This window comes from Nocardia sp. NPDC052112, from assembly GCF_040680135.1.
In the GTDB taxonomy this organism is placed as follows: domain Bacteria; phylum Actinomycetota; class Actinomycetes; order Mycobacteriales; family Mycobacteriaceae; genus Nocardia.
Map to the genome: position 1 here is coordinate 554,613 of NZ_JBFAWD010000001.1, position 26,451 is coordinate 581,063.

Annotated in this window: 27 protein-coding genes; 18 read left to right on the plus strand and 9 right to left on the minus strand. The window is 65.7% G+C overall.

Annotated features, from left to right (window positions below):
• Positions 1-116: 116 nt before the first annotated feature.
• From AB0L58_RS02600 to AB0L58_RS02635, 8 genes are all read left to right on the plus strand, one after another.
• Positions 117-686 (plus strand): DUF6676 family protein, encoded by a 570-nt coding sequence (locus AB0L58_RS02600; RefSeq protein ID WP_364379730.1) that lies wholly within the window; start codon positions 117-119, stop codon positions 684-686.
• A gap of 264 nt (positions 687-950) precedes the next feature.
• Positions 951-2,369, plus strand: a complete 1,419-nt coding sequence (locus AB0L58_RS02605; RefSeq protein WP_364379733.1) for an NlpC/P60 family protein — start codon at positions 951-953, stop codon at positions 2,367-2,369.
• A 137-nt stretch (positions 2,370-2,506) separates the two neighbouring features.
• Complete coding sequence (locus AB0L58_RS02610; protein ID WP_364379736.1) at positions 2,507-3,712, plus strand: MoxR family ATPase; 1,206 nt, start codon at positions 2,507-2,509, stop codon at positions 3,710-3,712.
• Between the two features lie 32 nt (positions 3,713-3,744).
• Positions 3,745-4,695: a DUF58 domain-containing protein gene (locus tag AB0L58_RS02615; RefSeq protein ID WP_364380205.1), complete on the plus strand. Its 951-nt coding sequence runs from the start codon at positions 3,745-3,747 to the stop codon at positions 4,693-4,695.
• Positions 4,692-5,696 carry a VWA domain-containing protein gene (locus tag AB0L58_RS02620; RefSeq protein WP_364379739.1) on the plus strand — a complete coding sequence of 335 codons (1,005 nt, stop codon included), beginning with the start codon at positions 4,692-4,694 and terminating at the stop codon, positions 5,694-5,696. The genes AB0L58_RS02615 and AB0L58_RS02620 overlap by 4 nt, the downstream gene beginning before the upstream one ends.
• A gap of 98 nt (positions 5,697-5,794) precedes the next feature.
• On the plus strand, positions 5,795-6,511 hold the full coding sequence (gene fabG1 / locus AB0L58_RS02625; protein WP_364379742.1) for a 3-oxoacyl-ACP reductase FabG1: 717 nt from the start codon (positions 5,795-5,797) through the stop codon (positions 6,509-6,511).
• 72 nt (positions 6,512-6,583) lie between these two features.
• The gene (inhA, locus tag AB0L58_RS02630) at positions 6,584-7,420 is read left to right on the plus strand and encodes an NADH-dependent enoyl-ACP reductase InhA (RefSeq protein ID WP_364379745.1); all 837 of its coding nucleotides are present in this window, start codon (positions 6,584-6,586) and stop codon (positions 7,418-7,420) included.
• Positions 7,421-7,441: 21 nt separating this feature from the next.
• On the plus strand, positions 7,442-8,512 hold the full coding sequence (locus AB0L58_RS02635; RefSeq protein ID WP_364379748.1) for a ferrochelatase: 1,071 nt from the start codon (positions 7,442-7,444) through the stop codon (positions 8,510-8,512).
• 10 nt (positions 8,513-8,522) lie between these two features.
• Here AB0L58_RS02635 and AB0L58_RS02640 read toward each other — a convergent pair whose 3' ends face one another.
• From AB0L58_RS02640 to AB0L58_RS02655, 4 genes are all read right to left on the minus strand, one after another.
• Positions 8,523-10,985, minus strand: coding sequence for an FHA domain-containing protein (locus AB0L58_RS02640; RefSeq protein WP_364379751.1), 2,463 nt, complete (start codon positions 10,983-10,985; stop codon positions 8,523-8,525).
• Positions 10,986-11,149: 164 nt separating this feature from the next.
• Positions 11,150-11,920 carry a serine protease gene (locus tag AB0L58_RS02645; protein WP_364379754.1) on the minus strand — a complete coding sequence of 257 codons (771 nt, stop codon included), beginning with the start codon at positions 11,918-11,920 and terminating at the stop codon, positions 11,150-11,152.
• A 101-nt stretch (positions 11,921-12,021) separates the two neighbouring features.
• Positions 12,022-12,840 carry a hypothetical protein gene (locus tag AB0L58_RS02650; RefSeq protein WP_364379757.1) on the minus strand — a complete coding sequence of 273 codons (819 nt, stop codon included), beginning with the start codon at positions 12,838-12,840 and terminating at the stop codon, positions 12,022-12,024.
• A 202-nt stretch (positions 12,841-13,042) separates the two neighbouring features.
• Complete coding sequence (locus tag AB0L58_RS02655; protein ID WP_364379760.1) at positions 13,043-13,870, minus strand: DUF3097 domain-containing protein; 828 nt, start codon at positions 13,868-13,870, stop codon at positions 13,043-13,045.
• A 290-nt stretch (positions 13,871-14,160) separates the two neighbouring features.
• Here AB0L58_RS02655 and AB0L58_RS02660 point away from each other — a divergent pair, with 290 nt between their 5' ends.
• Positions 14,161-14,592, plus strand: coding sequence for an NfeD family protein (locus AB0L58_RS02660; RefSeq protein WP_364379763.1), 432 nt, complete (start codon positions 14,161-14,163; stop codon positions 14,590-14,592).
• Positions 14,592-15,833: an SPFH domain-containing protein gene (locus AB0L58_RS02665; RefSeq protein WP_364379766.1), complete on the plus strand. Its 1,242-nt coding sequence runs from the start codon at positions 14,592-14,594 to the stop codon at positions 15,831-15,833. The genes AB0L58_RS02660 and AB0L58_RS02665 overlap by 1 nt, the downstream gene beginning before the upstream one ends.
• Positions 15,834-15,892: 59 nt before the next feature.
• On the opposite strand, the gene AB0L58_RS02670 is transcribed toward AB0L58_RS02665, so the two are convergent.
• On the minus strand, positions 15,893-16,429 hold the full coding sequence (locus AB0L58_RS02670; RefSeq protein WP_364379769.1) for a DUF3558 family protein: 537 nt from the start codon (positions 16,427-16,429) through the stop codon (positions 15,893-15,895).
• Between the two features lie 184 nt (positions 16,430-16,613).
• On the opposite strand from AB0L58_RS02670, the gene argS reads away from it, so the two are divergent.
• Positions 16,614-18,383, plus strand: a complete 1,770-nt coding sequence (gene argS / locus AB0L58_RS02675) for an arginine--tRNA ligase (RefSeq protein WP_364379772.1) — start codon at positions 16,614-16,616, stop codon at positions 18,381-18,383.
• 37 nt (positions 18,384-18,420) lie between these two features.
• Here argS and AB0L58_RS02680 read toward each other — a convergent pair whose 3' ends face one another.
• Positions 18,421-18,771, minus strand: a complete 351-nt coding sequence (locus AB0L58_RS02680) for a metalloregulator ArsR/SmtB family transcription factor (RefSeq protein WP_364379775.1) — start codon at positions 18,769-18,771, stop codon at positions 18,421-18,423.
• A gap of 204 nt (positions 18,772-18,975) precedes the next feature.
• On the opposite strand from AB0L58_RS02680, the gene AB0L58_RS02685 reads away from it, so the two are divergent.
• From AB0L58_RS02685 to AB0L58_RS02700, 4 genes are all read left to right on the plus strand, one after another.
• Positions 18,976-19,164 carry a hypothetical protein gene (locus AB0L58_RS02685; protein ID WP_063040332.1) on the plus strand — a complete coding sequence of 63 codons (189 nt, stop codon included), beginning with the start codon at positions 18,976-18,978 and terminating at the stop codon, positions 19,162-19,164.
• A gap of 3 nt (positions 19,165-19,167) precedes the next feature.
• Positions 19,168-20,103: a CorA family divalent cation transporter gene (locus AB0L58_RS02690; RefSeq protein ID WP_364379779.1), complete on the plus strand. Its 936-nt coding sequence runs from the start codon at positions 19,168-19,170 to the stop codon at positions 20,101-20,103.
• A 112-nt stretch (positions 20,104-20,215) separates the two neighbouring features.
• Positions 20,216-21,523: a DUF3533 domain-containing protein gene (locus AB0L58_RS02695; protein ID WP_364379782.1), complete on the plus strand. Its 1,308-nt coding sequence runs from the start codon at positions 20,216-20,218 to the stop codon at positions 21,521-21,523.
• A 69-nt stretch (positions 21,524-21,592) separates the two neighbouring features.
• Positions 21,593-22,396, plus strand: a complete 804-nt coding sequence (locus tag AB0L58_RS02700) for an LLM class flavin-dependent oxidoreductase (RefSeq protein ID WP_364379785.1) — start codon at positions 21,593-21,595, stop codon at positions 22,394-22,396.
• On the opposite strand, the gene AB0L58_RS02705 is transcribed toward AB0L58_RS02700, so the two are convergent.
• From AB0L58_RS02705 to AB0L58_RS02715, 3 genes are read right to left on the minus strand one after another with little or no spacing between them, the layout of a single operon-like run.
• Positions 22,397-23,236 carry a helix-turn-helix transcriptional regulator gene (locus AB0L58_RS02705; protein WP_364379788.1) on the minus strand — a complete coding sequence of 280 codons (840 nt, stop codon included), beginning with the start codon at positions 23,234-23,236 and terminating at the stop codon, positions 22,397-22,399.
• Positions 23,233-23,778, minus strand: a complete 546-nt coding sequence (locus AB0L58_RS02710) for a DUF6879 family protein (RefSeq protein ID WP_364379791.1) — start codon at positions 23,776-23,778, stop codon at positions 23,233-23,235. Before AB0L58_RS02710 ends, AB0L58_RS02705 begins: the two co-directional genes overlap by 4 nt.
• Before the next feature lie 4 nt (positions 23,779-23,782).
• On the minus strand, positions 23,783-24,100 hold the full coding sequence (locus AB0L58_RS02715; RefSeq protein ID WP_364379794.1) for a hypothetical protein: 318 nt from the start codon (positions 24,098-24,100) through the stop codon (positions 23,783-23,785).
• A gap of 164 nt (positions 24,101-24,264) precedes the next feature.
• On the opposite strand from AB0L58_RS02715, the gene AB0L58_RS02720 reads away from it, so the two are divergent.
• The 3 genes from AB0L58_RS02720 to AB0L58_RS02730 all read left to right on the plus strand — a co-directional run bounded on the left by AB0L58_RS02720 (position 24,265) and on the right by AB0L58_RS02730 (position 26,252).
• Positions 24,265-24,657: a hypothetical protein gene (locus tag AB0L58_RS02720; RefSeq protein ID WP_364379797.1), complete on the plus strand. Its 393-nt coding sequence runs from the start codon at positions 24,265-24,267 to the stop codon at positions 24,655-24,657.
• Positions 24,658-24,769: 112 nt separating this feature from the next.
• On the plus strand, positions 24,770-25,135 hold the full coding sequence (locus tag AB0L58_RS02725) for a nuclear transport factor 2 family protein (RefSeq protein WP_364379800.1): 366 nt from the start codon (positions 24,770-24,772) through the stop codon (positions 25,133-25,135).
• A 214-nt stretch (positions 25,136-25,349) separates the two neighbouring features.
• Positions 25,350-26,252, plus strand: coding sequence for a trypsin-like peptidase domain-containing protein (locus AB0L58_RS02730; protein WP_364380208.1), 903 nt, complete (start codon positions 25,350-25,352; stop codon positions 26,250-26,252).
• The last annotated feature ends 199 nt before the right edge of the window (positions 26,253-26,451 follow it).

A 26,451-nucleotide genomic window follows, 5' to 3' on the forward strand; every position in this document is an offset into this window, starting at 1 on the left:
TCGCGTACTGTGCTTTCGAGTTGTTCGGGGTGACCGGTTGGCCTGTGCCGGTTCCCCTGCAGTGTTGGATGCCCGTCGCCTCGCGAACCGATGCGGCTCGACAGACCGGATGGAAGATGACCGTCTCGCACACCTCGGTGTTCACGCCCATGCGCGCCGAACTCCCCCCTGGTATCGACGACAAGACGTTGACCCAGATCAAGGAGGATGTGGCCGACAACCATGTGGCCACGCCGAAGGGTAAGGATCAGGACGCACTCGAGGCCGTCGTCGCCGATGCTCGAGCCCATGGCATCGAGCTCAGCATCGTGGTGATTCCCGGTAATCCAGGCCACGACTCCAATCTACGTGACCTGGCCACCGAGGTCGGCAAGACCGAGCACGGAACCGTGGTGGTGCTCAGCGACGACTGGGTCGGCACCTGCAGCGATTCGATCAGCCGGGTGAAGTTGGAACGGGCCGAGGACTTTTCCAAGAGCACACAGGGGCATTCGGCGCAGGCGGCGCAGCTTTTCGTCGATCAGCTGGAGCGGCCGGAGACGTTCTCCTGGACCGCGATCACCAGTGTGTTGCTTGTCGGCACCGCGGTGGTGGTCGGCGGGCTGTACTGGGTGAAGTCTCGCCGTGCTACCGAGCGGACGGTGGCGGTTTCGGGTCGCGGCGAGGACCGGGATCTCATCTCGTAGCGAGTATCCACTCAGCTATTTTTCCTAGCGGTCGGTTTGTTTTGCCGACCGAATCCTTGTTCCCGTATGGCTATTTCTGGGCAACGGGAAAATTACGCGGCTGTAGTTCTGTTGCCGGAGTTTCTTTGGTGATAGATGTGTCGTACGGTTCGAATGATGGCTGATGGGGAAAGAGTGTTCAGAGAGCTATCTGTTAACCACTGAGTGGGATGGTTCGCAGGGGGCTCGTGAGGTTTAGCCTGTTCGGGTCCTTTGGGAGGTGCGATGCGCAACAACGGCGTTGCCGGCAATCGGCATCCGCTGTGGGTCGCTCTGGGGTTGCTGGTCGCTGCCGCCGTGCTCGTCACGGCCGGCCCGGTCGCCGCGGTGCCGCCGGCCCCGCCCAACCCGAGCGATGACCAGATCGCCGATGCCGGCGCACAAGTCGACGCCAGAGTGAGCGAGGTCGGCGCGCTCATCAACCAGGTCGCGGTGACGGATCAGAAGCTGCAGGAACTCGACGCCGCCATCGCGCAGAAGCGCGAAGAGGTCAACAAGGCCCTCGTCGATCTGCAGGACGCCCGCGACGCCGCCGATGCGGCCGCGGCCGTGGTGGTGCAGACCCAGCGCGAATTGAGCGAGGCCGGAACCCAGGTCGACCAGGCCAGACGCAACTTCGATCAGTTCGCCGTGCAGGCCTACACCCGGCCCGCCGCGACCTCGATGGTCACGTATCTGTCCGCGGCCACCCCGGATGTCGCCCTGAACCGTGCCGAGGTGTTCACGCTGGTATCGAAGAACCAGCAGTCGGTGCTCGACTCGCTGCGTCGCGCCCAGATCGAACAGGGCAATAAGAATGCCGGTGCGCGCCAAGCCAAATCGGCCGCCGACGCCGCCGCCGCGGTGGCCGAACAGAAGAAAGCCGACGCCGAAAACGCCGTCGCCGCGGTGAAGGCCGAACAGGATCAGCAGGCGGCGCAGCGGGAAGGCCTGCTACGCGAGCGTGCGGCGGCACAGGGCCGCCTCGATCAGGCCCGCGCGAATGTGACCGGGCTGCAAGGGCAACGCGAGGCCTATCTGGCCTGGGACGAACAGCGCAAGGCCGAGGAGGCCGCCATCCGCGCCGCGGCCGCGGCCGCCGCCGCGCGCGCGGCCCACGACCAGGCAGCCAAGGACCGCGCGGCCCAGGCGGGCCAGGGTAAACGGCCGCATAACCAGATGGAGAATTCGCCGCCGCCGCGCCAGACCAGGCCGCGTGTCACCATGCCGTCCATCGGCGGCTCGGACGCGATCGAGACCGTGGTCGATCGGGCCATGTCGCAACTGGGTGTCGAGTATGCCTGGGGCGGTGGCGACGAGGACGGGCCGACCCTCGGCATCCGCGACGGCGGCGTCGCAGACAGCTTCGGCGACTACAACAAGGTCGGCTTCGACTGCTCGGGTCTGATGATCTACGCCTTCGCCGGCATCGGCGTCTCGTTGCCGCACTACAGCGGCTATCAGTACAACGCGGGCACCAGGGTGCCGGTTGCCGAGCGCAGCCGCGGTGACATGCTGTTCTGGGGGCCGAACGGCAGCGAACACGTTGCGCTCTACCTCGGAAACGGGAAGATGGTGGAGGCGCCACAATCCGGCGAGGTGGTACGGGTGTCTCCGGTGCGCGAGGGCGGCATAATGCCGTACGCGGTGCGAATCGTCTCGTAACCCCTAGGCTGTGCCGCACGCCGCGAACCCGACCACGAACCTGTTGATTTGCCGTGATCTCGGGTCCGGTTGCGGCATATACGGCCATTACCTGGAATAGTTGTGGCAGCACGCACAGGACCAAAGCGAAAGCGGGGATGTTGGTGACTTCGACGGACGGTGTGAGCGGGGCAAGTTTGGCTAAATCGGCCGCTGCTCCCGCACCCAGCACCCTGGAGCGTGACGTCCAGACCCTGGAGAAGGCGATATACGAGGTCAAGCGCGTTATCGTCGGCCAGGATCGGCTCGTCGAACGGCTGCTCGTCGGGGTGCTCGCACGCGGCCACGTTCTGCTCGAGGGAGTGCCGGGTATCGCCAAAACCCTTGCGGTGGAGACCTTCGCGAAAGTGGTCGGCGGTTCGTTCGCCCGTGTCCAGTTCACCCCCGACCTGGTGCCCACCGACCTGATCGGTACCCGCATCTACCGCCAGGGCCGCGAGGAATTCGATACCGAGCTCGGCCCGGTCGTGGCGAACTTCGTGCTCGCCGACGAAATCAACCGCGCACCGGCCAAGGTGCAGTCCGCACTGCTCGAGGTGATGGCCGAGCGGCATGTGTCGATCGGCGGCAAGACCTACCCGATGCCCGATCCGTTCCTGGTCATGGCGACACAGAACCCGATCGAGAGCGAGGGCGTGTACCCGCTGCCCGAGGCACAGCGCGACCGCTTCCTGTTCAAGGTGGTCGTCGATTACCCGTCGGTGGAGGAAGAGCGCGAGATCATCTACCGGATGGGTGTCACCCCGCCGGAGGCCAAGCCGATTCTCGAGCCGTCGGAGCTGATCCGCCTGCAGCAGGTGGCCGCGAGTACCTTCGTGCACCACGCGCTGGTCGACTATGTGGTCCGGGTGATCGCGGCGACCCGCAAGCCCGGCGATTTCGGTATGCAGGATGTGGCGAGCTGGATCGCCTATGGCGCCTCACCGCGCGCCAGCCTCGGCATCATCGCCGCGGCCCGCGCCGTCGCGCTGATCCGCGGCCGCGACTATGTGGTGCCGCAGGATGTCGTCGAGGTGATTCCGGATGTGCTGCGCCACCGTCTGGTGCTGTCCTACGATGCACTGGCCGACGAGATCAGCCCCGACGATGTGATCAAGCGCGTGCTGCAGACCGTCGGCCTGCCGCAGGTCGCGCCGCAGGCGGTCGCCCCCGGTGGCGCCGCACCCGCTCCGGCCGCGCCGCTCGCCATGGGACCGCACGGCGCGCAGCAGCCGATCCCGCAGCCGCCCGCCCCCCAGGACGCGGTGCCGCAACCGCCGGTCGCGCAGATGTCTCAGGCCGCCGGCAATAACCAGCCGAAGTGACCTCGGCATCGGATCCGGTTCCACCAGTGCCGATGTCCCAACACGCACCACCGTCTTTCCGATCGGGCGAACTGTCCGACCCGAAGCTGACGGCGGCGCTCAAAACGCTGGAATTGACCGTCCGTCGTCGGCTCGACGGTGTGCTGCACGGCGATCACCTCGGCCTGATCCCGGGCCCCGGCTCGGAGCCGGGCGAAGCCAGGACCTATCAGCCGGGCGATGATGTGCGGCAGATGGATTGGTCGGTCACCGCCCGCACCACCCATCCGCATGTGCGACAGATGATCGCGGACCGCGAACTCGAGACCTGGATGGTGGTCGACCTGTCGGCCAGCCTCGACTTCGGCACCGCACTGTGCCAGAAGCGCGATCTCGCGGTCGCGGCAGCCGCGGCGATCACCCATCTCACCAGCGGCGGTGGCAACCGGATCGGCGCCGTCGTCGCGACGGGTGAGCAGTTGACCCGCATTCCCGCGCGCAGCGGCCGGATACACGCGCAGTCGATGCTGCGCGAGATCGCGACGACGCCGCACGCCCCCGACGGTGTGCGCGGCGACCTGTGCGAGGCGATCGAATCGCTGCGCCGCCCGCAGCGCAAACGCGGACTCGCGGTCATCATCAGCGACTTCCTCGGTGATATCAACTGGCAGCGCTCGCTGCGCGCCATCTCCGCGCGCCACGATCTGCTCGCCGTCGAGGTGCTCGATCCGCGCGATCTGTCGCTGCCCGATGTGGGTGATGTGGTGCTGCACGATCCGGAGACCGGGCGTACCCGCGAATTCAGCGTGACGCCAACGCTGCGCGCCGATTTCGCGGCCGCGGCCGAGCGTCATCGTGTTCAGGTCGAACAGGCCCTGCGCAGCTGCGGCGCACCGGTGCTCACCCTGCAGACCGATCGGGACTGGATCTCCGACGTGGTCCGGTTCGTGTCCACCCGGCGCCACGCATTCGGCGCCCCGAGCGGACGGGCGCCGCGCCAGTGAGTATTTCGCATTTCACCGCGCTGGTCTGGCTCGGTTTCCTCGCCGTCGTCGTGCTGATCGCGTTGGGCTACATCCTTGTTCAGCGCAGCCGCCACAAGCACATGCTGCAGTTCACCAATATGGAGCTGCTGGAGAAGGTCGCGCCGTCGCGGCCGAGTCCGATGCGGCATGTGCCGATCGCACTGCTGCTGGTCGGTCTGGTGTTCCTCACCATTGCGGCCGCGGGGCCGACGGCGGTCAAGAAGGTGCCGCGCAATCGCGCGACAGTCGTTCTGGTGATGGACGTTTCGCTGTCGATGGAGGCGACCGATGTGCCGCCGTCGCGACTGAAGGTGGCGCAGAAGGCCGGTAAGGAATTCGTCGACGGGCTGCCACCCGGTATCAATCTCGGCTTCGTCACCTTCGCGGGCACCGCCTCGGTGATGGTGCCACCGACGACGAACCGCGAGGCCGTCAAGGCGGCCATCGACAACATCAAACTCGCCGAGCGCACGGCCACCGGTGAGGGCATTCTCACCGCGCTGCAGTCGATCGACACCATTGCCACGGTGTTGGGTGGTGCGGAAACGCCGCCGCCCGCCCGCATCGTGCTGATGTCGGACGGCAAGCAGACGGTGCCCGACGACAAGGATGTCGACAATCCACGGCACGGATTCACCGCGGCCCGCCTGGCGAAGAACAAAGGCGTTCCGGTGTCGACGATTTCGTTCGGTACCTCATGGGGCACGGTGGAGATTCCGGACCAGGACGGTAGCGGTGCCCAGCGTGTCAAGGTGCCTGTCGACGACGATGCGTTGCGCGAGATCGCCAAACTCTCCGGCGGCGATTTCTATACCGCCTCCAGCCTGACCGAGCTGACGGCCGTCTACGACACACTCGAAGAACAGATCGGCTACGAGATGACCAGGGGCGATGCCAGCAGACCATGGCTTTTGCTCGGCATGCTCGTCGTCGCTGCCGGTGTGGTCACCGGCTTGCTCTATCGTCAACGCCTGCCGTAGTCGTCAATGCCTGCCGTCGCGACCCGCCCGGATCTACATAGAGCACTATGTGTGGCCCTGGGCGTGGCGCGCGAACCCGAACAGATAGGTTGGTCCTCATGTCGAACATCACATCCCGGTCGGTCCTGGTGACCGGAGGCAACCGCGGTATCGGACTCGCCGTCGCGCAGCGTCTGCTCGCCGACGGGCACAAGGTGGCCGTCACGCATCGTGGGTCGGGGGTTCCGGACGGTCTGTTCGGTGTGAAATGCGATGTGACGGACAATGATTCGGTCGATGCGGCCTTCACCGAAGTGGAGCAGCATCAGGGTCCGGTCGAGGTATTGGTCGCCAATGCCGGCATTACCGACGACACCCTGCTGATGCGGATGACCGAGGAACAGTTCACCAAGGTCATCGATGCGAACCTGACCGGCGCGTTCCGCTGCGCCAAGCGCGCGAACCGAGCCATGCTGCGGGCCCGCTGGGGGCGGATGATCTTCCTCGGCTCCGTGGTCGGTCTGGCCGGTCAAGCCGGACAGATCAACTACGCCGCGTCCAAGGCCGGCGTCATCGGTCTGGCTCGTTCGGTCACCCGTGAACTCGGGTCGCGCTCGATCACCGCGAATGTGGTCGCGCCCGGCTTCATCGAGACCGATATGACCGCTGAGCTCCCCGACGATCTGCGCGATATGGCGAAGAAATTCATTCCGCTGCAGCGTCTCGGTGAGCCCGAAGATGTGGCGGCCGTGGTCAGCTTCCTCGCTTCCGAGGATTCGCGCTACGTATCCGGTGCGGTGATTCCGGTCGACGGCGGTATGGGCATGGGCCACTGAGCCGACCGATAGCCGACCTGTTCGGCGGTCGCGTAACCAGATGAACTTCGACTACAGGAGAACCGAAAACCCATGGGCGGATTGCTCGAAGGCAAGACCATCCTGATCACCGGCATCATCACCGATTCATCGATCGCGTTCCACGCGGCGGCGGTCGCGCAGGAGCAGGGCGCGAAGGTGATCATCACCGGCATTCCGGAGCGGCTGCGGTTGATCGATCGGATCGCCAAGCGGCTGCCGCAAGAGGTCGCCCCGGCCATTCCGCTCGATGTGACCAATGAGGACGACCTGGTCGCGCTGGCCGATAAAGTGGCCGAGCTCGCGCCGGACGGCCTCGACGGTGTGCTGCACTCGATCGCTTTCGCGCCGCGCACGCTGATGGGCCCGGAGGCGCGTCCGTTCCTGGACGGTCCCGGTCCGGATGCGGCCAAGGCCTTCGAGATCTCGGCCTGGAGCTATGCCTCGCTGGCCCGCGCGGTACTTCCGGTGATGAACGAGGGCGGTTCGCTCGTCGGCATGGATTTCGATCCGCGCACCGCGATGCCGTACTACAACTGGATGGGTGTGGCCAAGGCCGCGCTGGAGTCGGTGAACCGATACGTGGCGCGCGAGGTCGGCACCGCCAAGCGCATTCGCTCCAATCTGATCGCCGCCGGCCCGATCAAGACCCTTGCGGCCAAGGCCATCGCGGGCACCGCAACCGACGATGCCGCCAAGCTGAACCAGCTCAACACCTACTGGGACGGCGCGTCGCCGATCGGGTGGGATGTCGACGATCCGACCGTGGTGGCGAAGTCGATCGTCGCGCTGCTCTCGGACTGGCTGCCCGGTACCACCGGCTCGATCATCTACGTGGACGGCGGAGCCAGCCACAACACCTGGTTCCCGGAGAATATGTCGATCAACTGAGGTAATCCGAAGGGAGACACCGTGGTCCGGGCCGCCGACGCCCTGCTGCTGCTGTCGTTCGGCGGTCCCGAGCGGCCCGAGGACGTCATGCCGTTCCTGGAGAACGTCACTCGGGGGCGGGGCGTGCCGCGCGCACGTCTCGACGAGGTCGCCCAGCACTACCTGCACTTCGGCGGTGTCTCACCGATCAATGCGCTCAATCGCGACATCATCGCCGCGGTGGAGCGTGAATTGGCCGGTGCCGGAATCGAATTGCCGGTCTATTTCGGCAACCGCAACTGGAATCCGATGGTCGAGGACACCGTCGCGCGAATGGCAGCCGATGGCGTGCGATCGGCGTTGGTGTTCCCGACCTCGGCGTGGGGTGGATACTCCGGCTGTCTGCAGTACGACGAGGACATCGTAAGGGCGCGTGCGGCTTTCGGGACGGCTGCGCCGGAGCTGGTGAAATTGCGGCAGTACTTCGACCATCCGCTGTTGATCGAGGCATTCGCCGCGGCGATTCGCACCGCGGTGGGATCTCTTCCCGCGCAGCGCCGGGAAGGCGCTCGACTGGTGTTCACCGCGCACTCGATCCCGGTTTCGGCCGATATTTCCGCGGGGCCGCCTGCCGAGGGTGGCCGTCTGTACAGTCGTCAGGTCGCCGAGGCCGCCCGATTATGTGCCGCCGCAACGGGGTTCGCCGACTATGACCTGGTGTGGCAGTCCCGCTCCGGGCCACCGCACATCCCTTGGCTCGATCCGGATATCGTCGATCACCTCGAGGATCTGTCCGGCAAGGGCGTGGACGCGGTCGTGGTCTGCCCGGTCGGCTTCGTCTCCGATCACCTCGAGGTCATCTGGGATCTGGACAACGAGGCCAGGGAAAAGGCCGAGGAACTCGGCATGGCGTTCGCCAGGGCTGCCACCCCCGGCACCGATCCCCGCTTCGCCCGGTTGGTCGTCGAACTGATCGATGAGCACCTGACCGGCGTATCGCCCCGCCGACTCGGCGACATTCCAGGCTACGGCTGCACCGTGAACGGTGCACCCTGTGCAATCGACTGCTGCACCCCGCCGCGACGCCCGGCGGCGACCCAGCTTTCGGGGTAAGCGTCCACCGTCAAAGCCTCGCCTGGCGGGCGCCGCGGCGCCGCGGGCGCAGCTGATACAGGCGGTACCAGGCGAGCGCGAGAAAGACGATCCCGAGCCCGGCGACGACTCCCATATCGAGCAGCCACGTGCCGATGGTGTGTTTCCACAGTGGGTCGGCCGCGCCGTCGTGCGGTGAGATGGTGTCGAGGTCGAGGGTGGCGGCTCCGGCGCCGAACCCCCAACGGGCGGGCGATATGTAGGCCAGTTGCTCCAAGACGGGTGTACCGGGCAGCCGCACCAGCCCGCCGGTGAGCACCAGTTGTGCCATAGACAGCACGATCAGCAACGGCAGTGTCTTCTCCGAGGTGTTCACCGATACCGACACCAGCAAGCCCAATGCCAGCGATGCGATGCCGAGCAGCGCCATCATCAGGATCAACTCCAGCTCGACCGACGTGAACAGCCCCTTGGGGGGCATATCCACACCGATAGTGCCGATCAGCACCAGCACCGCTGCCTGAAGTGCCGTGATCACGCCCAGGACCAGCAGTTTCGACATCAGATAGACCCCTGCTGACAGGCCTGCCGCGCGTTCTCTGCGGTAGATCGTCTGCTCCTTGACGATCTCGCGAATCGAGTTGCCGGTGCCGACGAAACATGCCGCGAAAGCCAGAACCATAAGTTTGGTCGGGGCGTCGACGTTGGATCCCGGTGGCCCGACGAATCCCTGGCCCGATGGTATCGCGGCGATCAAGCCACCGAGCAGCAGGGGCATCACGCCGAGGAGCGCCAAATAGCTTCGGTCCGAGGCGATCACCGCCAGATATCGCCGACACAGGGTACTGAGCTGGCTGAGCTTGGACTGCTGCGCGGGCGGCGGCGAAGGCGTGTGCACTTCCGTTGGGCCGACATCGTCGGTCAGCCCGACCGCCACGTAGTTCTCGAAGCGTGGCGAAGTACGGAACTCATCGGCCCAGTCGCGGTCCTCCTCGCGATCGAATGCCTGGAACACCTCGGCCCAGCTGCGCTGTGCGAACTGCTGCAGCCCCTCCGCGGGCGGCCCGTAATAGGCCAGCCGACCGCCGGGTACCAGGACCAGCAGGCGGTCGCAGGAATCGAGATTCGCCACGCTGTGCGTAACGACGATGACCGTCCGCCCGTCGTGCGCCAGTTCCGACAGCATTTCCATCACTGTCTTGTCCAGGCCAGGGTCCAGGCCGGAGGTCGGTTCGTCGAGGAACAACAGCGACGGTTTGGTCAGCAACTCCAGTGCCACGCTCACCCGTTTGCGCTGCCCGCCCGAGAGCCGATCGATGCGGGTATCGGCGTGGCGCGCCAAACCGAGCTCGTCGAGGACCTCGTCGACCCGCTGCTCACGCTCCTCGGTGCGCGTATCACCGGGGAATCGCAGTTCGGCCGCGTAGAGCAGCGCGCGCCGCGTCGGAAGCTGGTTGTGCAGGATGTCCTCCTGCGGGACCAGCCCGATCCGGTGCCGGAGTTCGTCGTAATCGGTGTACAGGTCGCGTCCGTCGTAGCGGACCGTTCCCTCCGTGGCCGGTCGCAACCCGGTGACCGCGCCGAGCAACGTCGACTTACCCGCTCCGCTGGGCCCGATGACACCGACGAGCGAGCGCTGCGGGATGGGGAAGCTCACCCCGTCCAGGAGCACCTTGCCTTCCGGAGTCCGCACGGTGAGGCCCTGTACCGAGACCGATACGTCGCCGGTGTCGACGAACTCGCGTAGTTCGTCGCCGACCAGCCGGAACGTGGTGTGCCCCATGCCGATCAAGTCGGATTCGGACAGGTCCGCGGAATCGATCCGGTGGCCGTTGACGTAGGTGCCGTTGTGGCTGTCGAGATCGACGATCCGGTACCTGCCGTCGCCGATCATGCGCAGCTCGGCGTGATGGCGGGAGAGCATGAGGTCGTTCGCGACGATGTCGTTGTCGGCCGCGCGTCCGATCCGAAGCGTGGGCGATGTGATCTGGACGACCGCGGTGGCGGTCGCCGGCGAAGGCGACGATCGCGAAACTCGCCGGGCCCGGCCCGCGTAGAACTTCGTGATCGTTGCCTCATCCTCGAGGTTGTAGCCGGGATCGGAGACGATCATCGTGTCTCCGCCGATATCGTCGTCGGACTCGTCGCCGGGTTGTCCCTGGTCCCCCTCTATGGAACAGGCAAGCTGCTCGCCATTCACGGCGTGACCGAGCTGGAACGTCTCATCATGGTCGATCAGCATCCGTGCGACGCGGTGACCGTCGAAAAAGGTGCCGTTCAGGCTGCCCGCGTCCTCGATTTCCCAACCGTCGGCACCGCGCTCCAGCACGGCGTGTACCGAAGATACGCGTGGATCGCTGACAACAATGTCGGCGGCCGGATCGCGACCGACGTTGTATGCGTCCCCGGCGCGTAGCCGATAGACTCGGTCCCTCGTCTGCACCACGAGAACCGGTGCCACGGGGGATTCCGTGGAGGACGGTTCAACCGCCATGACGTGAGTATACGACTGGTCCGCGCCGGTGCTGGCGGGTTGCTGGCGATTGGTATCCCGAGGTAGCCAACCGTTGCGGATCGGTGACGAAGCCGCTTCCGTTGGCGTCGACCGTCAGTTCATCGGGACAGCGGAGAGTCTGCGATAGCGGAGTCGGCTGAGGGTCAGAAGCTCAGGGTGGTGAGGTAGGCGTAGACACCGGGGAACCCGGGGCGGGCGCTGCCCTTGCCCCAAGAGGTGAGGCCGAGCACGCGGCCCGAGACGAGAAGTGGATCGCCGCTGTCGTATTCGGCGGTGTCGGCGTCGGTGGATCCGGCGCAGAACATATCGGCGGGGTCGAAGGCGGAGCCAAAGGCGGCGGCGCACGTGCTGTTCGGCACGATCGGGACGGCGGCTGATCGCAGGAGTGTATTCGAGGTGTCGCTCTCGGAGGTCGCGCCCCAGCCGACGATGGTGGCGGTGTCGCCGTATGCGCGCGGATCAGGTTGCGGTGCGGCGATTTCCAGGAACGGCCCTGGTCTCGGATCGTCGAGGACGAGGATCGCGAGATCATTGTGGTGCACCGTCTCGCCCTCGAAATCGGTCTCCCGGAAATCCGGATGGATGCGAATCTCCTTGACCCCCACGGTGACTCCATCGTGCGAGCGCAGATCGGTGCGGCCGAAGGTGACGGTGATGGCCTGCGGCAGCAGTTGGGCCAACTGGACGCAGTGCGCCGCTGTCACAACCCGATCGGGCGCGATGAGCGCACCGCCGCAGAACTGCCCGGACGGCCGAGGAAAGTACAACGGGCTGCCGACGGCGCCGAGCCACGGGTAGGCGCTCGCTTCGGTGGTAGTTCCGCCCACGATCGCCGTGGCGGGAACGGTCGGTGCGCAAAGACCTACGACGAATGCGACGGTCACCGCCGCGACAATGCGAGGTATGCGGAACATGCCGCCTCCCTGATGATTTAGGCGATCGGTCGGCCCATTCAACCAGAGAATGCCGATGTTCTCGCGCTGGGTCGGCTGCCGCATGCGTCGAAACCGGTGCGCTACGAATTGCCTCTGGCCGCAGCGTGCACCGCAACCAACCGTGCCGCGCGGATCGCGTCCCACAATGGGCGTAGGAGGTCTTCCTGGGCGCCGATAGCAGTGGCGGAGGTAGGGGAGGAGGCCGGTTCGCGTTGGGCGACAGTGAGAATGGCGGCGACGTGGTCGGCGCTGTCGAGGATTCGCCTGGCGCGCAACGGAATCGAATCCGGATAGTCGTGGCGGGAGTAGTCGGCGAGTTCAGCCTCGATGAGTTCGCGAGGGTCGGCGTCGGCGGCCGCGCCGACGGCAGTGGTGTGCAGTCGCATGAGGGCGTCGGCGGCATCGCGCACGGCTTCGCGCATCGTGTATTCCGCCTCGCCGAGCGACATATCCGGGCCGGGCGCGGCCGGAATCGGGGTGCTGTAGACGGTCCACTGCAGGGTGTCGTCATCGGCCCACTGCGGGATCAGACCGGTGCCCTCCTCGCCCGGCACGCCGAACAGCAGTCCCTCGCCTGCTTCGATCGCATCCGCGGCAAAGGCTGTTCCGGTGGGTAGTCCGCGCACATCGCCCGGCACTGGCAGCACCAAGCGCAGTTGCGCGCCGGGATGTGCCATCGCCTCGCGAATCACCTTGAGCAGCGCCATGACTCCGGTGCCGGACAGATTGCTGCGGGAGGACCAGGGCAGGTCGTCGCGACCGCCGGTGATCGGGTCGCCCGCGGCGATCGTGTGCCGCGGCGCCCAGGCGTACAACGCCTCGAGGATGTCGTCGGGCGCGCTGCGACCGGCCAGCCAGGAGCCGGCCCACACCGTCAGCGTGGCACTAGGAGAGCACATAATTATCGAGCATAAAGGAGGGTTGCGACTCGAGGGCGTCCATGCCGGATACCCCGGTGAGCTGCGCGCATCGATCGGTCTGCCGGTACCGCGAGTACCTGGACTGCCGGACCGGCGGCAGCCGCCGCACGGTTGTGGCGGCCGGGGCCGAATTCCGCGTAGTGGGACATGATTTCAGCGATCGGACGAACTATCGATCCGGTCATTCCGGTTCGGTGACGAAGTCGATGAGCCGCTCCACCGCGCCGATCAGGGGGGATTCCAGATCGCGGAAGGATTCGACCGCGTTGTAGACCCGCCGCCACCCTTGCTGCGGTGTGCCCCAGCCGAGGCGACGGCAGATACCGGTCTTCCAGTCCTCACCGCGTGGCACCTCCGGCCACGCGGCGATACCCACTGCCGCGGGCCGCACGGCCTGCCATACATCTATATAGGGATGCCCGGTGACCAGCACATACTTACCGAGTCCGGTGGTCAGCTGGCTTTCCTTGGAACCGGTGACCAGATGGTCGACCAGTACACCGACCCGCCGACCCGGCCCCGGCGCGAACTCGGTCAGCCGTTCGGCCAGATTGTCCAAACCCTCGAGATGTTCGACCACCACCCCCTCGACCCGCAGGTCGTGCCCCCAGACCCGCTCCACCAATGCGGCATCGTGGACGCCCTCCACCCAGATCCGGCTGGTTTTGGCGACCTGCGCGCGCAGCCCCGCCACGCGCGTCGAGCCCGATGCCGACCGGGTTTGCTTCTCGGGCGCCGCGGCTTCGGGGCGGACCAGGGTCACCGGCTCACCGTCGATGAGGAACGCCGCCTCGCGCAACGCGAACAACCGCACCGCACCGCGCGCGTCCTCGAGTTTGACGAATTCGCCGTCGTAGCTGCGATCGAATCCGACAACGGCGCCGCAGAATCCGGTCGCCGCGTCCTCCACCACGAGGTCGCGTTCGGCCGTCACCGTCGGCACCGTTCGCTTTTTCGCTCGCGAATGTCCGGAGAAGATATCGCCGCCATACATGTCACGCCCGCTCACCCGCCCGAACCTAGCACCGCGATTTCGGGTTGCGGCGCAACCGAGTTGGTGTGCCGGTCACAGACTCTCGACAACAGTGCACGAACGGCTTCGGCATCGGCAGGACATGCGGCGCGGCCCACGAGTTGGCGCAATCTCGTGACCGGATTGTTCGAAAAGGCCTCCCGAACGGCCCGGATCTGCGCATATCGAGCGACGGTCGCGGCATTGTCGGGCGTGGGGGTCGGCTGTGGTCGCGGATCTCGTATTTGTCGCGCCACAGGAGTGCCTCGGACAACTACAGTGGGCATGTGGCCGCAATCGTTTGGCTGGTCGCGGGTTTACTGCTCGCGGCGGCGGAGATGCTCACCGGGGACCTCACACTGCTCATGTTGGGCGTCGCCGCGCTCGGCACCGCGGGTGTCGGCGCGGTCGCGGGTACCGGTCTGGTCGTCGACGCGGTCGTCTTCGCGGTGCTGGCACTGGTTCTTCTCGTCGGGGTGCGGCCAGTTCTGCGGCGCCGCTTCGGAACTCCGCCGCCGATCCCGACCAATGTGGACGCGCTGATGGGAAAGCAGGCGCTGGTACTCGAACAGGTGGCCGAGCACAGCGGCCTGGTCAAAATCGGCGGTGAGGAATGGACCGCACGGCCGTTCGATACAACGGTCGAGTATCCGAAGGGAACCACGGTGTACGTCATGAAGATCGATGGTGCGACCGCGGTCGTCTGGAAGGGGCCCTGATGGGTGTACTGATCGTTGCCGCCGTCTTGGTGCTGCTGGTCGTGGTGGTGGTCTTCAAGTCGATCGCCCTCGTCCCGCAGGCGGAGGCGGCAGTTATCGAGCGGCTGGGCCGATATTCGCGCACCGTCTCCGGTCAGCTGACATTTCTGGTGCCCTTCGCCGACCGGATCCGGGCGAAGGTCGATCTGCGCGAGCGGGTGGTGTCCTTCCCACCGCAGCCGGTGATCACCGAGGACAATCTGACCCTGCATATCGATACCGTCGTGTACTTCCAGGTGACGAGCCCGCAGGCGGCGGTATACGAGATCAGCAACTACATCGCCGCCGTCGAGCAACTCACCGTGACCACGCTGCGCAACGTGGTCGGCGGTATGACCCTGGAACAGACGCTGACCTCGCGGGATCAGATCAACGGTCAACTGCGCGGTGTGCTCGACGAGGCCACCGGCCGCTGGGGGCTGCGCGTCGCGCGGGTCGAGCTCAAGAGCATCGATCCGCCGCCATCGATCCAGGAGTCGATGGAGAAGCAGATGAAGGCCGACCGCGAGAAGCGCGCCATGATCCTCACCGCGGAGGGCACCCGCGAATCGCAGATCAAGACGGCCGAGGGCGCCAAGCAGGCGCAGATCCTCTCTGCCGAGGGTGCCAAGCAGGCCTCGATCCTGGCGGCCGAAGGTGAACGGCAGAGCCGGATTCTGCGCGCCCAGGGTGAACGGGCCGCGGCCTATCTGCAGGCGCAGGGCCAGGCGAAGGCCATCGAAAAGGTTTTCGCCGCAATCAAATCCGGTAAGCCGACGCCGGAACTGCTTGCCTACCAATACATGCAGACCCTGCCGCTGGTCGCTCGCGGTGACTCGAACAAGGTGTGGCTGGTGCCGAGCGATTTCGGCAAGGCGCTCGAGGGTTTCGCCCAGAACTTCGCGACCAAGGGCGAGGACGGCGTATTCCGCTACGAGCCCACCCCGGTCGAGGATGTGGAAAGCAAGCCGGAGGACGATTCCGATGTCGCGGGCTGGTTCGATACGGCCCGCGATCCGGCCATCGAACAGGCGGTTCGCGCCGCGGAGGCCGATGCCCGCGCATCGGTGGAGGGCGTGGCGACCCCGGTGACCCGGCCCCAGTCCGTCCCGCAACAGCCGGCCGCGCCGGTGCGACAGGAGACCCCGCCCCCGCCGCAGCAGATTCCGCCGTACCGGCCGGACGGGCCCCAGGGACAGCCCTGGCAGCCGCCGTCGCAGTAATCAGCGCAACCCGCGAGCAAACCCGATCTCGTCGAGGTCCGGGGTGTTGTGCGCGAGAGCTAGGGCGCGAGATCGATGGTCAGCGTTGCCAATCGCAGTGCGATGGCGCAGGGGTCCGGCGCTGTCGTGCGGGAATGGTTTTGGACGCGCCAGACGATGGTGCCATTGTCGGCGGCGGCCACCGCGCAGTCGCCCGGGTCGTGTGGATTGCGGATGTAGAAACCGGTCGCGGTGACGGTCGTGCCGAAGATCTGTTCGGTGATCGTCAGATGTTCGGTCTGGAAGCCGTCGTTCTCGGCCCGCTGCCACGTCTGCTGGAGCGATTCGCGTTCGGTGTAGGTGAAGGTCAGATCGGATTCGTCGGCGCCGCGTTGGGCCTGCCACACACAGACCGGGGGACGGTGGTTGGTGGTGAGGCTGTCGGCCTGCGCGGCGCGGCTGATCTGCTCTTCGGTCAGCGGTGTGCAGTTCGTCAATGGGTTGGCCGCGGGTGCGGAGGCGGGATGAGCGTCCGGCGCGGCCTTGTCGGAACAGCCGGTCAACAGTCCGGCGGCCGCGAGCACGACCAGTCCGCTGCGCCCACGGAATGTGGTCACATCCGCTCCCTTCCTCGTCGACCGATTCTGTCGGTCACGCGTCGAGGTTACCGGCCGGTCCGGTGACAGGGCGTTGTCAGCACTGCGCTACCCGGCGGGGTCAGCGTCGGCAGCGGAAAATGGTTCGGCCTGACACCGGGTGCGCTGCGATACTCACTGTCCACAGCAACAGGAGGGACCGCGCGTGGCTGATTCCGGAGTGTCGCCGCTGCTCGATCGGGTTGCCGTGGCCGTGGCCGTGGCCGCGGCGATCGGTCGAGCTCGTCCGGAGTTGATGGGGACCGATCCGGTGGTGCGACGCTCCGATCGTGCGGATTTTCAATCGAATGTCGCGCTGGCGGTGGCGAAGCGGGTCGGGGTGCGGCCCGCCGAGTTCGCCATGGAATTGGTCGCGGAACTGGGTTCGGGCGATGGTCTGTTCGACGCGGTGACGGTCTCGGGGCCGGGATTCCTCAACATTGCTGTGTCGGATCATGCGATGTGGGAACAGGTTTCGGCTCGACTGGACGATGACCGGCTGGGGATATCGGATTTCGTGCGCGGTCGACGGACGGTGGTCGACTATTCGGCGCCCAATATCGCCAAGGAAATGCATGTCGGGCATTTACGGACGACGATCATCGGTGATTGCATCGCCCGGGTGCTGACCTTTCTCGGGGCCGCGGTGATTCGGCAGAATCACTTGGGCGACTGGGGGACTCAGTTCGGAATGCTGATCCAATATCTCGATGAGCATAGGGGGGTGCGCTGGCGCCATGATGAGCTGAGCGGCGATACGTCGGCGGTTTCGGCATTGGACGGTCTGTACAAGGCGGCGCGGACGGAGTTCGACGGCGATCCGGCATTCGCGGAACGGGCCCGGACTCGAGTGGTGGCGCTGCAATCCGGCGATGCGGCTACCCTGCGGCGCTGGTATGAGATCGTCGCGGAATCGGAGCGCGCATTCGGTGAAATCTATGATCGGCTCGGTGTGCTGCTGACGGCCGACGATTATGTCGGCGAGTCGTTCTACAACCCGATGCTGGTCGACACCGTCGCCGAGTTGGTCGACAAGGGCATCGCGGTCGAGAGTGACGGCGCCCTGGTTGTCTTCTCCGAAGAGGTCGATGGCCATGACGGTCGACCGGTTCCGCTGATGGTGCGTAAGCGGGACGGCGGATATGGCTATGACACAACGGATTTGGCGACCATCCGGTATCGGGTGCAGAGCCTGCGCGCCGAGCGGCTGCTCTATGTCACCGATTCCCGACAGGCATTGCACTTTCGGCTCATCTTCGAAGCCGCCCGGCGGGCCGGATGGATGACCGATGACATCGAGGCCGTGCACGTCGCCTACGGCACCGTGCTCGGTCCGGATGGGCGGCCGTTCAAAACCCGTGCGGGCGGCGCGGTCAGGCTGACCGACCTACTGAACGATGCCGTTGCGAAGGCGAGAGCTGTTGTTGCCGAGCGGAATCCGGAACTGCCGACCGCCGAACTCGACGCGATCGCCGAACCGACCGGAATCGGTGCGGTCAAATATGCCGACCTGTCCACCTCCCGGGTCAGGGACTACACCTTCGACCCGGATCGCATGGTCGCACTGAACGGCAATACCAGCGTCTATCTGCAATACGCGCACGCCAGAATCCGGTCCATCCTGCGCAAAGCGCCCGACCACGCCGTGTCGATCGATTCGGCCATCGCACTCCAACCCGCTGAGCGGGACTTGGCGCTGGAACTCGACGCCTACGGCGCCGTCGTTGCCGAGGTCGCCGCAACCCTCGAACCTCATCGACTGTGCGGCTACCTGTACGACCTCGCTCGCGATTTCACCGCCTTCTACGAGACCTGCCCGGTCCTCAGCGCGCCCGACCAATTGCGGAAAAACCGTCTCGCGCTATGTGCTTCGACCGCACGGACGCTCGCGCACGGCCTCGGTCTACTCGGTATCGCCGCCCCCGAACGCATGTAACTCGGGCCGCCGCGGTGCACAAGCGACGCGAGCTCGGTCAGCGCGTGCCAGGGGTCGGCCCGAGCGGTGGGCCGTCGCGGAGGCGATGGTGGCGGAAGGCAAGTCGCACGATATCGCCGATATCGGGATCGGCAATGGTGTAGATGCTGCGGCGGCCGAGCTTTCGGACGTGAACCAGACCGGCGAGTCTGAGTTTGGTCAGATGTTGGCTGACGGCGGGCACGGTTTGGCCGATTTCGACGGCAAGTGTTCCGACATCGCGTTCACCCTGGCTGAGCAACCAGAGGATCTGCAGGCGGGCGGTGGCCGCCAACATGCCGAAAACCGCTGCTGCGTCCTGTAATCGGTCCGCCGGGATGAGTCCGGGCGGCTCGTCGTGCTGCGTCACTTCCGCCTCCACCGTGTAGCCAAGGTTGCACGATTGCGAATACTTGCGCAACTGATTGACGGACCGCCGCGGTGGGTTTCTAATGATTGATGGCGCAATTCGTGCGCCCAGATCAACGATGAAGCGGGGTGCCCCGCCAATGGCGTTCGCCGGTGCATCGTGGCGAGCGCGGCCACTGGACGTACGGAAGCATTGGAGCCTGTCATGGCGACGCTGTTCAACAAGGTCGAATCTCCGCACCGCGCACCGAATCTCGAGCGACAGGCGATCTGGTTCACCATCGGTTTGTACCTGTTGATCAGCGCGGGGCTACTGACGATGCATTACGCGCATCCGCAGCAGCCGGTCGGTTCGTCGTCGGTATCACCGGCGCATTCGTCGTACGGGCAGTAGCCGATGACCAGGGCGACCGCCGCCCCGACCGATCGCTTCGATACCGAAGTCCTACAGCAGCATTGGATTCCGCTCGCGACGACCGACACGGATACGGCCGCGGTACTGCGCGAACGCCTCGGCGTCGACTTCGCCGCCGCGCGGAATCGGGTCTTCGAGACCGACAGCTTCATCTATCTGCCCATCGTCCTGACCTACAAGCGCGCCGATGCCATCGAACGCCACACCATCGTCTTCGCACTGGGTAGCGATTTCCTGATCACCCTGCAACCGGATGCGCATTTCACACCGTTCGACAAGGCCGTCGCGAAAATGCGCCGCAATCCCGGCCTTACCGGATCCTCGCACGGGGTCATGTACGCGCTGCTCTGGGCATTGAACGAGGCATCGGAGCGCGTCATCCATTGCGCCAGCGATGCGCTGGAGGCGATGAACGACGATATCGAGATGGCCACCAATGGCTACGACCGCCGTGGCCGCGAAATCGGCGTCGCGGATATGCGCGGCACCATGTCACGGATGAACGCCGCCGAGGAGATCGTCTCTCGAGTGCAGGAGACTCAACTCCAATTGGCTCGCGCCGCACGACATCTCATGGCCGATACACCCAGCGGCGATCTCGAGAGTCTGATCGCCATTCTGATCGCCGATATCGATGGCGTGAAACAGCACGCTGGCTTCGAACACGACAAGGTGCGCTATCTACAGCAGTCGGTGATGACGTGGCTCGACGTGAAGCAGAACCAGATCGTCAAGGTATTCACCATTATCACCGCGGTATTCCTGCCCCCGACGCTCATCGCCACCTTCTACGGCATGAACTTCACCTGGATGCCCGAATTGGAATGGGAACACGGCTTTCTCGCCACCACACTGATGACCCTGGTGGCCGCGGTGATTCCACTGGTCTATATCAAACGCAAGGGCTGGCTGCGCTGAGACGACTGTGACCGCGGTCTCGGTGATGGGTGTCGGTGCCGTGGTGTGAGCAGCCACCGACACCCGCCCCCTGCGGTTACGAAACACCACCCCTACGGACTACGGTGCGCCCATGACGACTGCCGGAACCGCCGCCCGCCATCTGCGGCCACGGGCCTGGATCGCCCCGATCGCCGTGGTCACCTTGCTCATGTCGCTGCTGGCCACGATGTATCTGGCGTACGTGGTCAATCCGACCAAGAATCTGCACGACTTCCCCGTCGCGCTGGTCGATCAGGACGACGGGGATGCCCTGGGCGGCAAGCCGACCAATGTCGGCAACCAGATCACCGACGCACTCGTCGCCGGTCTGCCCGCCGACAAAATCGACCTGCGAGTCATCGGATTCGCCGAGGCGCAACGGCAACTGCACCAGGGCAAGGTCTATGGTGCGATCGTCATCCCGAGTGACTTCACGAAGCGGCTGGCGATTCTCGGCGCGGCAAGTGTGGTGCCGGGCAAGGTCGAGCAGCCGATCATCACGGTGCACACGAATCCACGGGCGGGCAGTTTCGCCACCGGGGTCATGCAGCGCATCGCCGATCAGGCGCTGACGCGCGTCGACGAGACCGTCGGTAAACAACTCACCGATACCGTGCAGACCCAGCTGCAACCCGCCGAGGGCGGCCAGGCACCGGCACTTGCCGGTGCCAGCCAATTGATGCTCGCCCACCCGATCCAGGTGGTGGTCGATCCGTATCGGCCGCTGCCCGATGGCACGGGACAGGGTCTGTCCGCATTCTTCTACACGATCATGGTGCTGCTCGCCGGATTCACCGGTGCGATGATCATCCACTCGATGACCGATTCCGCGCTCGGTTTCGCGCCGACCGAGTACGGTCCGTGGTACGTCCACTATCCGGCCGCACCGATCTCGCGCTTGCGCACCCTGTTGTTGAAGTGGGCGATCATGGTCGTCACCGCGCCGATCGTCTCCGCGGTATTCCTCGGTATCGCAGCGGCATTGGACGTGCCGCTCGATCATCCGCTCGCGCTGTTCCTGTATTGCGTGCTCGCGATCATCGCGGTCGGGGTGACCGCGCTGTCGGTGCTGGCCGCGCTCGGCACGGCGGGGCTGCTGGTCAATCTGATCCTGTTCATTGTGCTCGGCCTGCCCTCCTCGGGCGGTAGCGTGCCCATCGAAGCCACACCGAGGTATTTCGAGTGGCTGGCCACCTTCGAACCCATGCACCAGGTCTTTCTCGGGGTGCGCGCCATCCTCTACTTCAATGCCGGTGGTGCCGCCGGGCTCGCACGCGGTAGCTGGATGGCGGTGCTCGGTCTGGCGATCGGCCTGGTCATCGGTGCGCTGGTGACCCTGTACTACGACCGAAAGGGCCTGCACCGCAAACCCGGCGAGCATGCGCCCGCGACGGAATGAGCGTTGCGGGCATGAGAGTGAGCGATCGAGTCATGGGAACGCTCACGATTCGTTCCTAACGTTGTGTTCATGACCTTCGATATCGGCGTGATCCTCCCGACCTCGACCCCCGATCCGGCACACCCGATCCTCGGCGATGTGCGGGCCGCCGCCCGCCTCGCCGAGCAATTCGGCCTCGAATCGGTATGGTCCACGGACCATCTCGTGGCCAGCGCGCCCATGCTCGACAGCACCGTGACGCTCGCGACCGCGGCAGCCGTCACCGACCGGATCCGAATCGGGTACAACGTGATGCTGCTCGCATTGCGCCCGGTGGCGTGGGCGGCCAAGCAGATCAGCACACTGCAGTACGTATCGGAGAACCGGTTGCTGCTCGGTGTCGGCACCGGGAATCCGGCACACGGCGATATCGGTTGGCGCGCGGCCGGTACGACATTCGGGAACCGCGGTCGGCGCACCGACGAGGCACTGCGGGTGTTGCCCGCGCTCGTCACCGGTTCAACCGCCACGGTCAACGGTGTCGACGTGGCGCTGGCTCCCGGATCAGCGATGCCGCCGGTCCTGGTGGCGGGCAATGGGACTCGAGCGCGGCGACGGGCGGCGGAATTCGCCGACGGGTGGATCACCCTGCAGCCGGGCCTCGACCAATTGGCCGCCGATTTCGACGAATTACGGACACTGGCCACTCGATTCGATCGATCCGTGCCCGCGGTGACTGTGGTAGCGCCCACGCTGCCCGCCGATCACTCGGCCGCCGTCGAAGTGCTCGCCGCTCATCGAAATGTCGGCGTCGAACGTGTCATCCTCGCCCCGACCGGCCCCGAATGGCAGCGCGATTACGAAAAGGCCGCGAAACTCCTTGCGGCACTGTAACTATGGCTGCGTCAGCCGCAGCTTGAGCGCATCGGTGATCATGGCCCGAGCGACTTCGCCGTACCGAGCCTGCCGGTGCAGTGCCGCCCAGGTTTTCTCGTAGTATGCGAGTTCACGCGGCTGGGTGATGCTGAGGCCCGCCGAGATGGTCTCGACCTCCGCGATGCGTTTGTCGAGCATGACGAAACATGTTGTGGTGTAGAGGAAATCGGCCGTACGCGGAATTATGCCGAGCGCCAGCCGGGGCAGCGGCATGAGATCGATGAGGCGTTCCAGCTGACCGGTCATCACCTCGTTATCACCGACCGTCGTGTAGAGCGCTTGTTCGGCCAGCAGGATGCAGATCCGATGCGTGCCGTGGTGCAGAATCCGTTGGCGCGCAATCCGTGCCGCCACCGCGCGGTCGATATCGTCGATACCACCGACGAAGTCGATGCAGGTCTCGAGTACGGCCCTGGCATACGGTTCGGTCTGCAACAGGCCGGGAACGACCGCGTTCTCGTAATTGCGGATAGTGCTCGCGCGCGCCTCCAACTCGATGCGGCGGCGCTGCTGCTGAGCATGTCCGGTCGCGGCGATGCGCCGCCACTCCTGCCAGAGTGCCTCGATATTCGCCAGCGCGGCACGCAGATCCGGCAGCAGCAGGTCGGCGCCACACAGGCGGCACCACTCGACCAGATCGCTATCGCTCGGCGTCTGTTTGCCGTGTTCGATACGCGACACCTTGGCCGAATGCCAGCCCGCATCGGCGGCCAGTTGCACACCGGTCAGATGTGCGGCCTTGCGCAGTTCACGTAACCGTGCCCCGAAGGCTTGCCGGGACTGCTCGACACCGGTCATCCACTCCGCCCGCCGGGCATGTAGTCGTGGTGCGGAATTGCTTTGTTCCACAGTGTATCTCGTACTGTCGTGCAGCGTGCGACCAGCACGGGGTCGGTGGTCACCGCGGCCCCCGCCAGGTCGCCGGTCTTGGTGAAGATCGTGAAGGCGACTGTCTCGTCGAGCAGCCACCATTCGTCGTCGGTGTATTCCGAGGGATCGGCGAGATGCCTTGGCAGCCAGCGGATGTCCTCGCCGTAGCGCTGATTGCGATCGGTGAGCGCGTGCAGGAACCGAACGTAGTCGGTGAGCGGCTCCGAGACGACCCGCACGCGCCGGATCGGCACGCCGCGTCCGGCGACCTCGCTGGTGAGCTCCTCCCAGGCCCGCCACGATGGCGGATACGACTGCTCCTCGAACGGCGGTAGGCCCGCGAGCACCCGGCGCATCGGTTCGGTCTCGTCGGAGACCTGGGAGTGATCATCGGACACCTCGAGATGAAAAGCATCGCTGCGGGTTTCGCGAATGAGATCGTTGGTTTCCTCGATGGTGAAGAAGAGCATTGCATTACCATTCCCACCGGCTCTGCCCGACCGGGACCGCGACCGCGATTTCGTGATCGGGAATCTGCATGTGCGCCAAGGCATCCGGATCGGTGATCGGCTGCCCGGCGAGGGTGAAGGAGCCGTGCCCGGAATCCACTAGTGGAGCGCCGATGTAGGTGCCGGGTTGCAGCCAGCCGAGCAGCATATGTGGTATTTCGACGCGGTTCGCGTCGTGGGCAACCCGGTAGCCCTGCACGAGATATAGATGTCGATCCTCATCGATCCACAGCCGGGGCGAGCCGGTGTTGTTGGTGGGTCCGCCGAGCAGTTGTATACGCATGAGAGTGGCCTCGTCTCGCGTGGATATTGCGCTGGCTACGCATAATCGTCGCCGGTCAGCGCCGTAAGGGTCAACAACTTCCGCAAATCCCCGCAAAACCATGGTGCCGCGCCCGGCTGTTTTCCTACCGTTTTCGGTGGGTGCTGGCAGACAGGGTGGGTGACATGAGCGGGTCGGAACCATGGGAGGTAGTCGGTCGGTTGCGAAGCGAAAAGGGGTCACTTGGCAACGGGGCGGCGGCCAAACCGTGGGCGATCGGGTTCGTGCGGTGGGATATTTCGGGATCGATGGTGGATCACGATGTGCGGGCGACCCGCAGCTGCGCGGCTCGAATGGGCTACGAACTGGTCCAGATGACGGTAGGACCGCACGGTGATCCGGTCGCGCGGCTGCTCTCGGCCATCGCGCGCTGCGGTGCGTATGCGGTGATAGTCCCGAGCAGAGAGCACATCTGGGCGTCGCGGCGCGCGGTCACCGAGGTCTGCGACCTGGTCGTGGTCGTCGGAGACGCGGTGTGGGAGCGCGGCCATCAATGGCCGCGCTGGTTCGCACGCTGATCCTTACCTCCCGCGTAATCGACTCCGTGATCGGCAGCGGGCAAGGTTGAGGTCTCCGCCGGAACTTCCTCCGGCGGAGACCGAAATACCTTTCAGCAGAGGATGATTCGCTATGTCTCAGTATGAGGACGCGGTGGTGCGCTACTTCACGGCATGGAATGCCATCGATGACGATGCGCGTGCGAAGGCGGTGGCCGCGGCGTGGCGCGAGGACGGCTTCTACATCGATCCGCTGGCCGATGTCACCGGGCACGACCAACTGGCCGCCGCCATCGGGGGCGTGCACGAGCAGTTCCCCGGGTTCGAATTCCGGCAACTCGGTGCGATCGACGGACACCACAGCACCGCGCGGTTCTCCTGGGAGCTGGTCGCGGCCGACGGGAGTGCGCCGGTCGCTGGTACGGATGTGATCACCCTCGCCGAGGATGGCCGGATCATCGGCGTGTACGGCTTCCTGGATCGCGTGCCGGGCGCGTAATCGAATCCGGGACCGACGCGAACGTCGGATGAATCCGGTTGCGCCTGTGGCGAACATCCTGCACCGGGAAGTGCGGCGGAGGATGCTGGAGGGGGCGGGCTCGATTGGGAGTGCGCGCCCGATGAGCAGGATGGTGGTCAGCGTGGACGACGAGTCGATCCCGTTGTCGGGTCCGGATGACGCCACACGGCAACACGATCTCGATGAATCGGCGATGGACGCGTACTCGCGGTCGGTGATCTCCGTCGCGGCGTCGGTCACCCCCCATGTGGCGAGCGTGCGCACCCGGCGGGGCAGCGGATCCGCGGTGGTCTTCACCGATGACGGATTTCTGCTGACCAATGCGCATGTGGTCGGCTCGGCCGGCGGCGGTGATGTGGTATTCGCGGACGGTGTGGAGTCACGCATCGACGTCGTCGGCATCGATCCGCTCTCCGATCTCGCGGTGCTGCGTGCCCGCGGTGGTGCGCCGGGGGCGGTGGTGCTCGGCGACGCCGACAAGCTGGTGGTCGGCCAATTGGTGGTGGCGGTCGGGAGTCCGCTGGGGTTGGCGGGCTCCGTGACCGCGGGTGTGGTGAGCGCGCTGGGGCGAGCTGTCCCGGTCGCCTCCCGCCGCGCCGGGCGGGTGATCGAGGACGTGATCCAGACCGATGCCGCCCTGAATCCGGGCAATTCCGGTGGTGCGCTTGCGGATTCATCGGGCCGGGTGGTCGGTGTCAACACCGCGGTCGCGGGCGTCGGCCTCGGCCTCGCCATCCCGATCAATGCCACCACTCGCCGCATCATCAGCACCCTGCTGAAAGACGGCCGCGTGCGCCGCGCCTACCTCGGCCTGGTCGGCGTTCCGGCCCCGCTGCCCGCAGCCGTCGCCGCCCGCACCGGCCAACCTGCCGGTGTCCGCATTGTCGAAGTCGTCCGCGGCGGCCCCGCCGATCATGCGGGGCTGCGCCGCGGCGACCTCGTACTCAGCGTCGCCCGCTCGCAAGTGGCCGACGCCCAAGGCATCCAACGCCAACTCTTCGGCGACGCCATCGGGGTTTCGATGCCGGTGACCGTGCTGCGCAATGGTGCGATGGTCGATGTTTTCGCCATCCCGATCGAGTTGACCGTGGATTAGGTCAGGTTGTCATCGGCCCCACGGTCGGATGACGTCGTCGGCCAGATCTTCGCGGGGGTCCTGATTCCAGTTGTCGTGATTATTGCCGTTGGGTCCTGGTTCGACTGCGTGCACCACCATTGTTCGTCACCTCCCTTCGAGCGGTCGCTGCTGTTCCGGGTTAGCCACCCGCCAGCAACCGCAAACCGGAATCGACGCA

Bases quoted from the DNA above. Each gene is read 5' to 3' on its own strand.
- AB0L58_RS02600 (WP_364379730.1), top strand. From the start codon at position 117: ATGACCGTCTCGCACACCTCGGTGTTCACGCCCATGCGCGCCGAACTC.
- AB0L58_RS02605 (WP_364379733.1), top strand. From the start codon at position 951: ATGCGCAACAACGGCGTTGCCGGCAATCGGCATCCGCTGTGGGTCGCT.
- AB0L58_RS02610 (WP_364379736.1), top strand. From the start codon at position 2,507: ATGTTGGTGACTTCGACGGACGGTGTGAGCGGGGCAAGTTTGGCTAAA.
- AB0L58_RS02615 (WP_364380205.1), top strand. From the start codon at position 3,745: ATGTCCCAACACGCACCACCGTCTTTCCGATCGGGCGAACTGTCCGAC.
- fabG1 (WP_364379742.1), top strand. From the start codon at position 5,795: ATGTCGAACATCACATCCCGGTCGGTCCTGGTGACCGGAGGCAACCGC.
- inhA (WP_364379745.1), top strand. From the start codon at position 6,584: ATGGGCGGATTGCTCGAAGGCAAGACCATCCTGATCACCGGCATCATC.
- AB0L58_RS02640 (WP_364379751.1), bottom strand. From the start codon at position 10,985: ATGGCGGTTGAACCGTCCTCCACGGAATCCCCCGTGGCACCGGTTCTC.
- AB0L58_RS02645 (WP_364379754.1), bottom strand. From the start codon at position 11,920: ATGTTCCGCATACCTCGCATTGTCGCGGCGGTGACCGTCGCATTCGTC.
- AB0L58_RS02650 (WP_364379757.1), bottom strand. From the start codon at position 12,840: ATGTGCTCTCCTAGTGCCACGCTGACGGTGTGGGCCGGCTCCTGGCTG.
- AB0L58_RS02665 (WP_364379766.1), top strand. From the start codon at position 14,592: ATGGGTGTACTGATCGTTGCCGCCGTCTTGGTGCTGCTGGTCGTGGTG.
- AB0L58_RS02685 (WP_063040332.1), top strand. From the start codon at position 18,976: ATGGCGACGCTGTTCAACAAGGTCGAATCTCCGCACCGCGCACCGAAT.
- AB0L58_RS02690 (WP_364379779.1), top strand. From the start codon at position 19,168: ATGACCAGGGCGACCGCCGCCCCGACCGATCGCTTCGATACCGAAGTC.
- AB0L58_RS02695 (WP_364379782.1), top strand. From the start codon at position 20,216: ATGACGACTGCCGGAACCGCCGCCCGCCATCTGCGGCCACGGGCCTGG.
- AB0L58_RS02700 (WP_364379785.1), top strand. From the start codon at position 21,593: ATGACCTTCGATATCGGCGTGATCCTCCCGACCTCGACCCCCGATCCG.
- AB0L58_RS02705 (WP_364379788.1), bottom strand. From the start codon at position 23,236: ATGACCGGTGTCGAGCAGTCCCGGCAAGCCTTCGGGGCACGGTTACGT.
- AB0L58_RS02710 (WP_364379791.1), bottom strand. From the start codon at position 23,778: ATGCTCTTCTTCACCATCGAGGAAACCAACGATCTCATTCGCGAAACC.
- AB0L58_RS02715 (WP_364379794.1), bottom strand. From the start codon at position 24,100: ATGCGTATACAACTGCTCGGCGGACCCACCAACAACACCGGCTCGCCC.
- AB0L58_RS02720 (WP_364379797.1), top strand. From the start codon at position 24,265: ATGAGCGGGTCGGAACCATGGGAGGTAGTCGGTCGGTTGCGAAGCGAA.
- AB0L58_RS02725 (WP_364379800.1), top strand. From the start codon at position 24,770: ATGTCTCAGTATGAGGACGCGGTGGTGCGCTACTTCACGGCATGGAAT.
- AB0L58_RS02730 (WP_364380208.1), top strand. From the start codon at position 25,350: ATGGACGCGTACTCGCGGTCGGTGATCTCCGTCGCGGCGTCGGTCACC.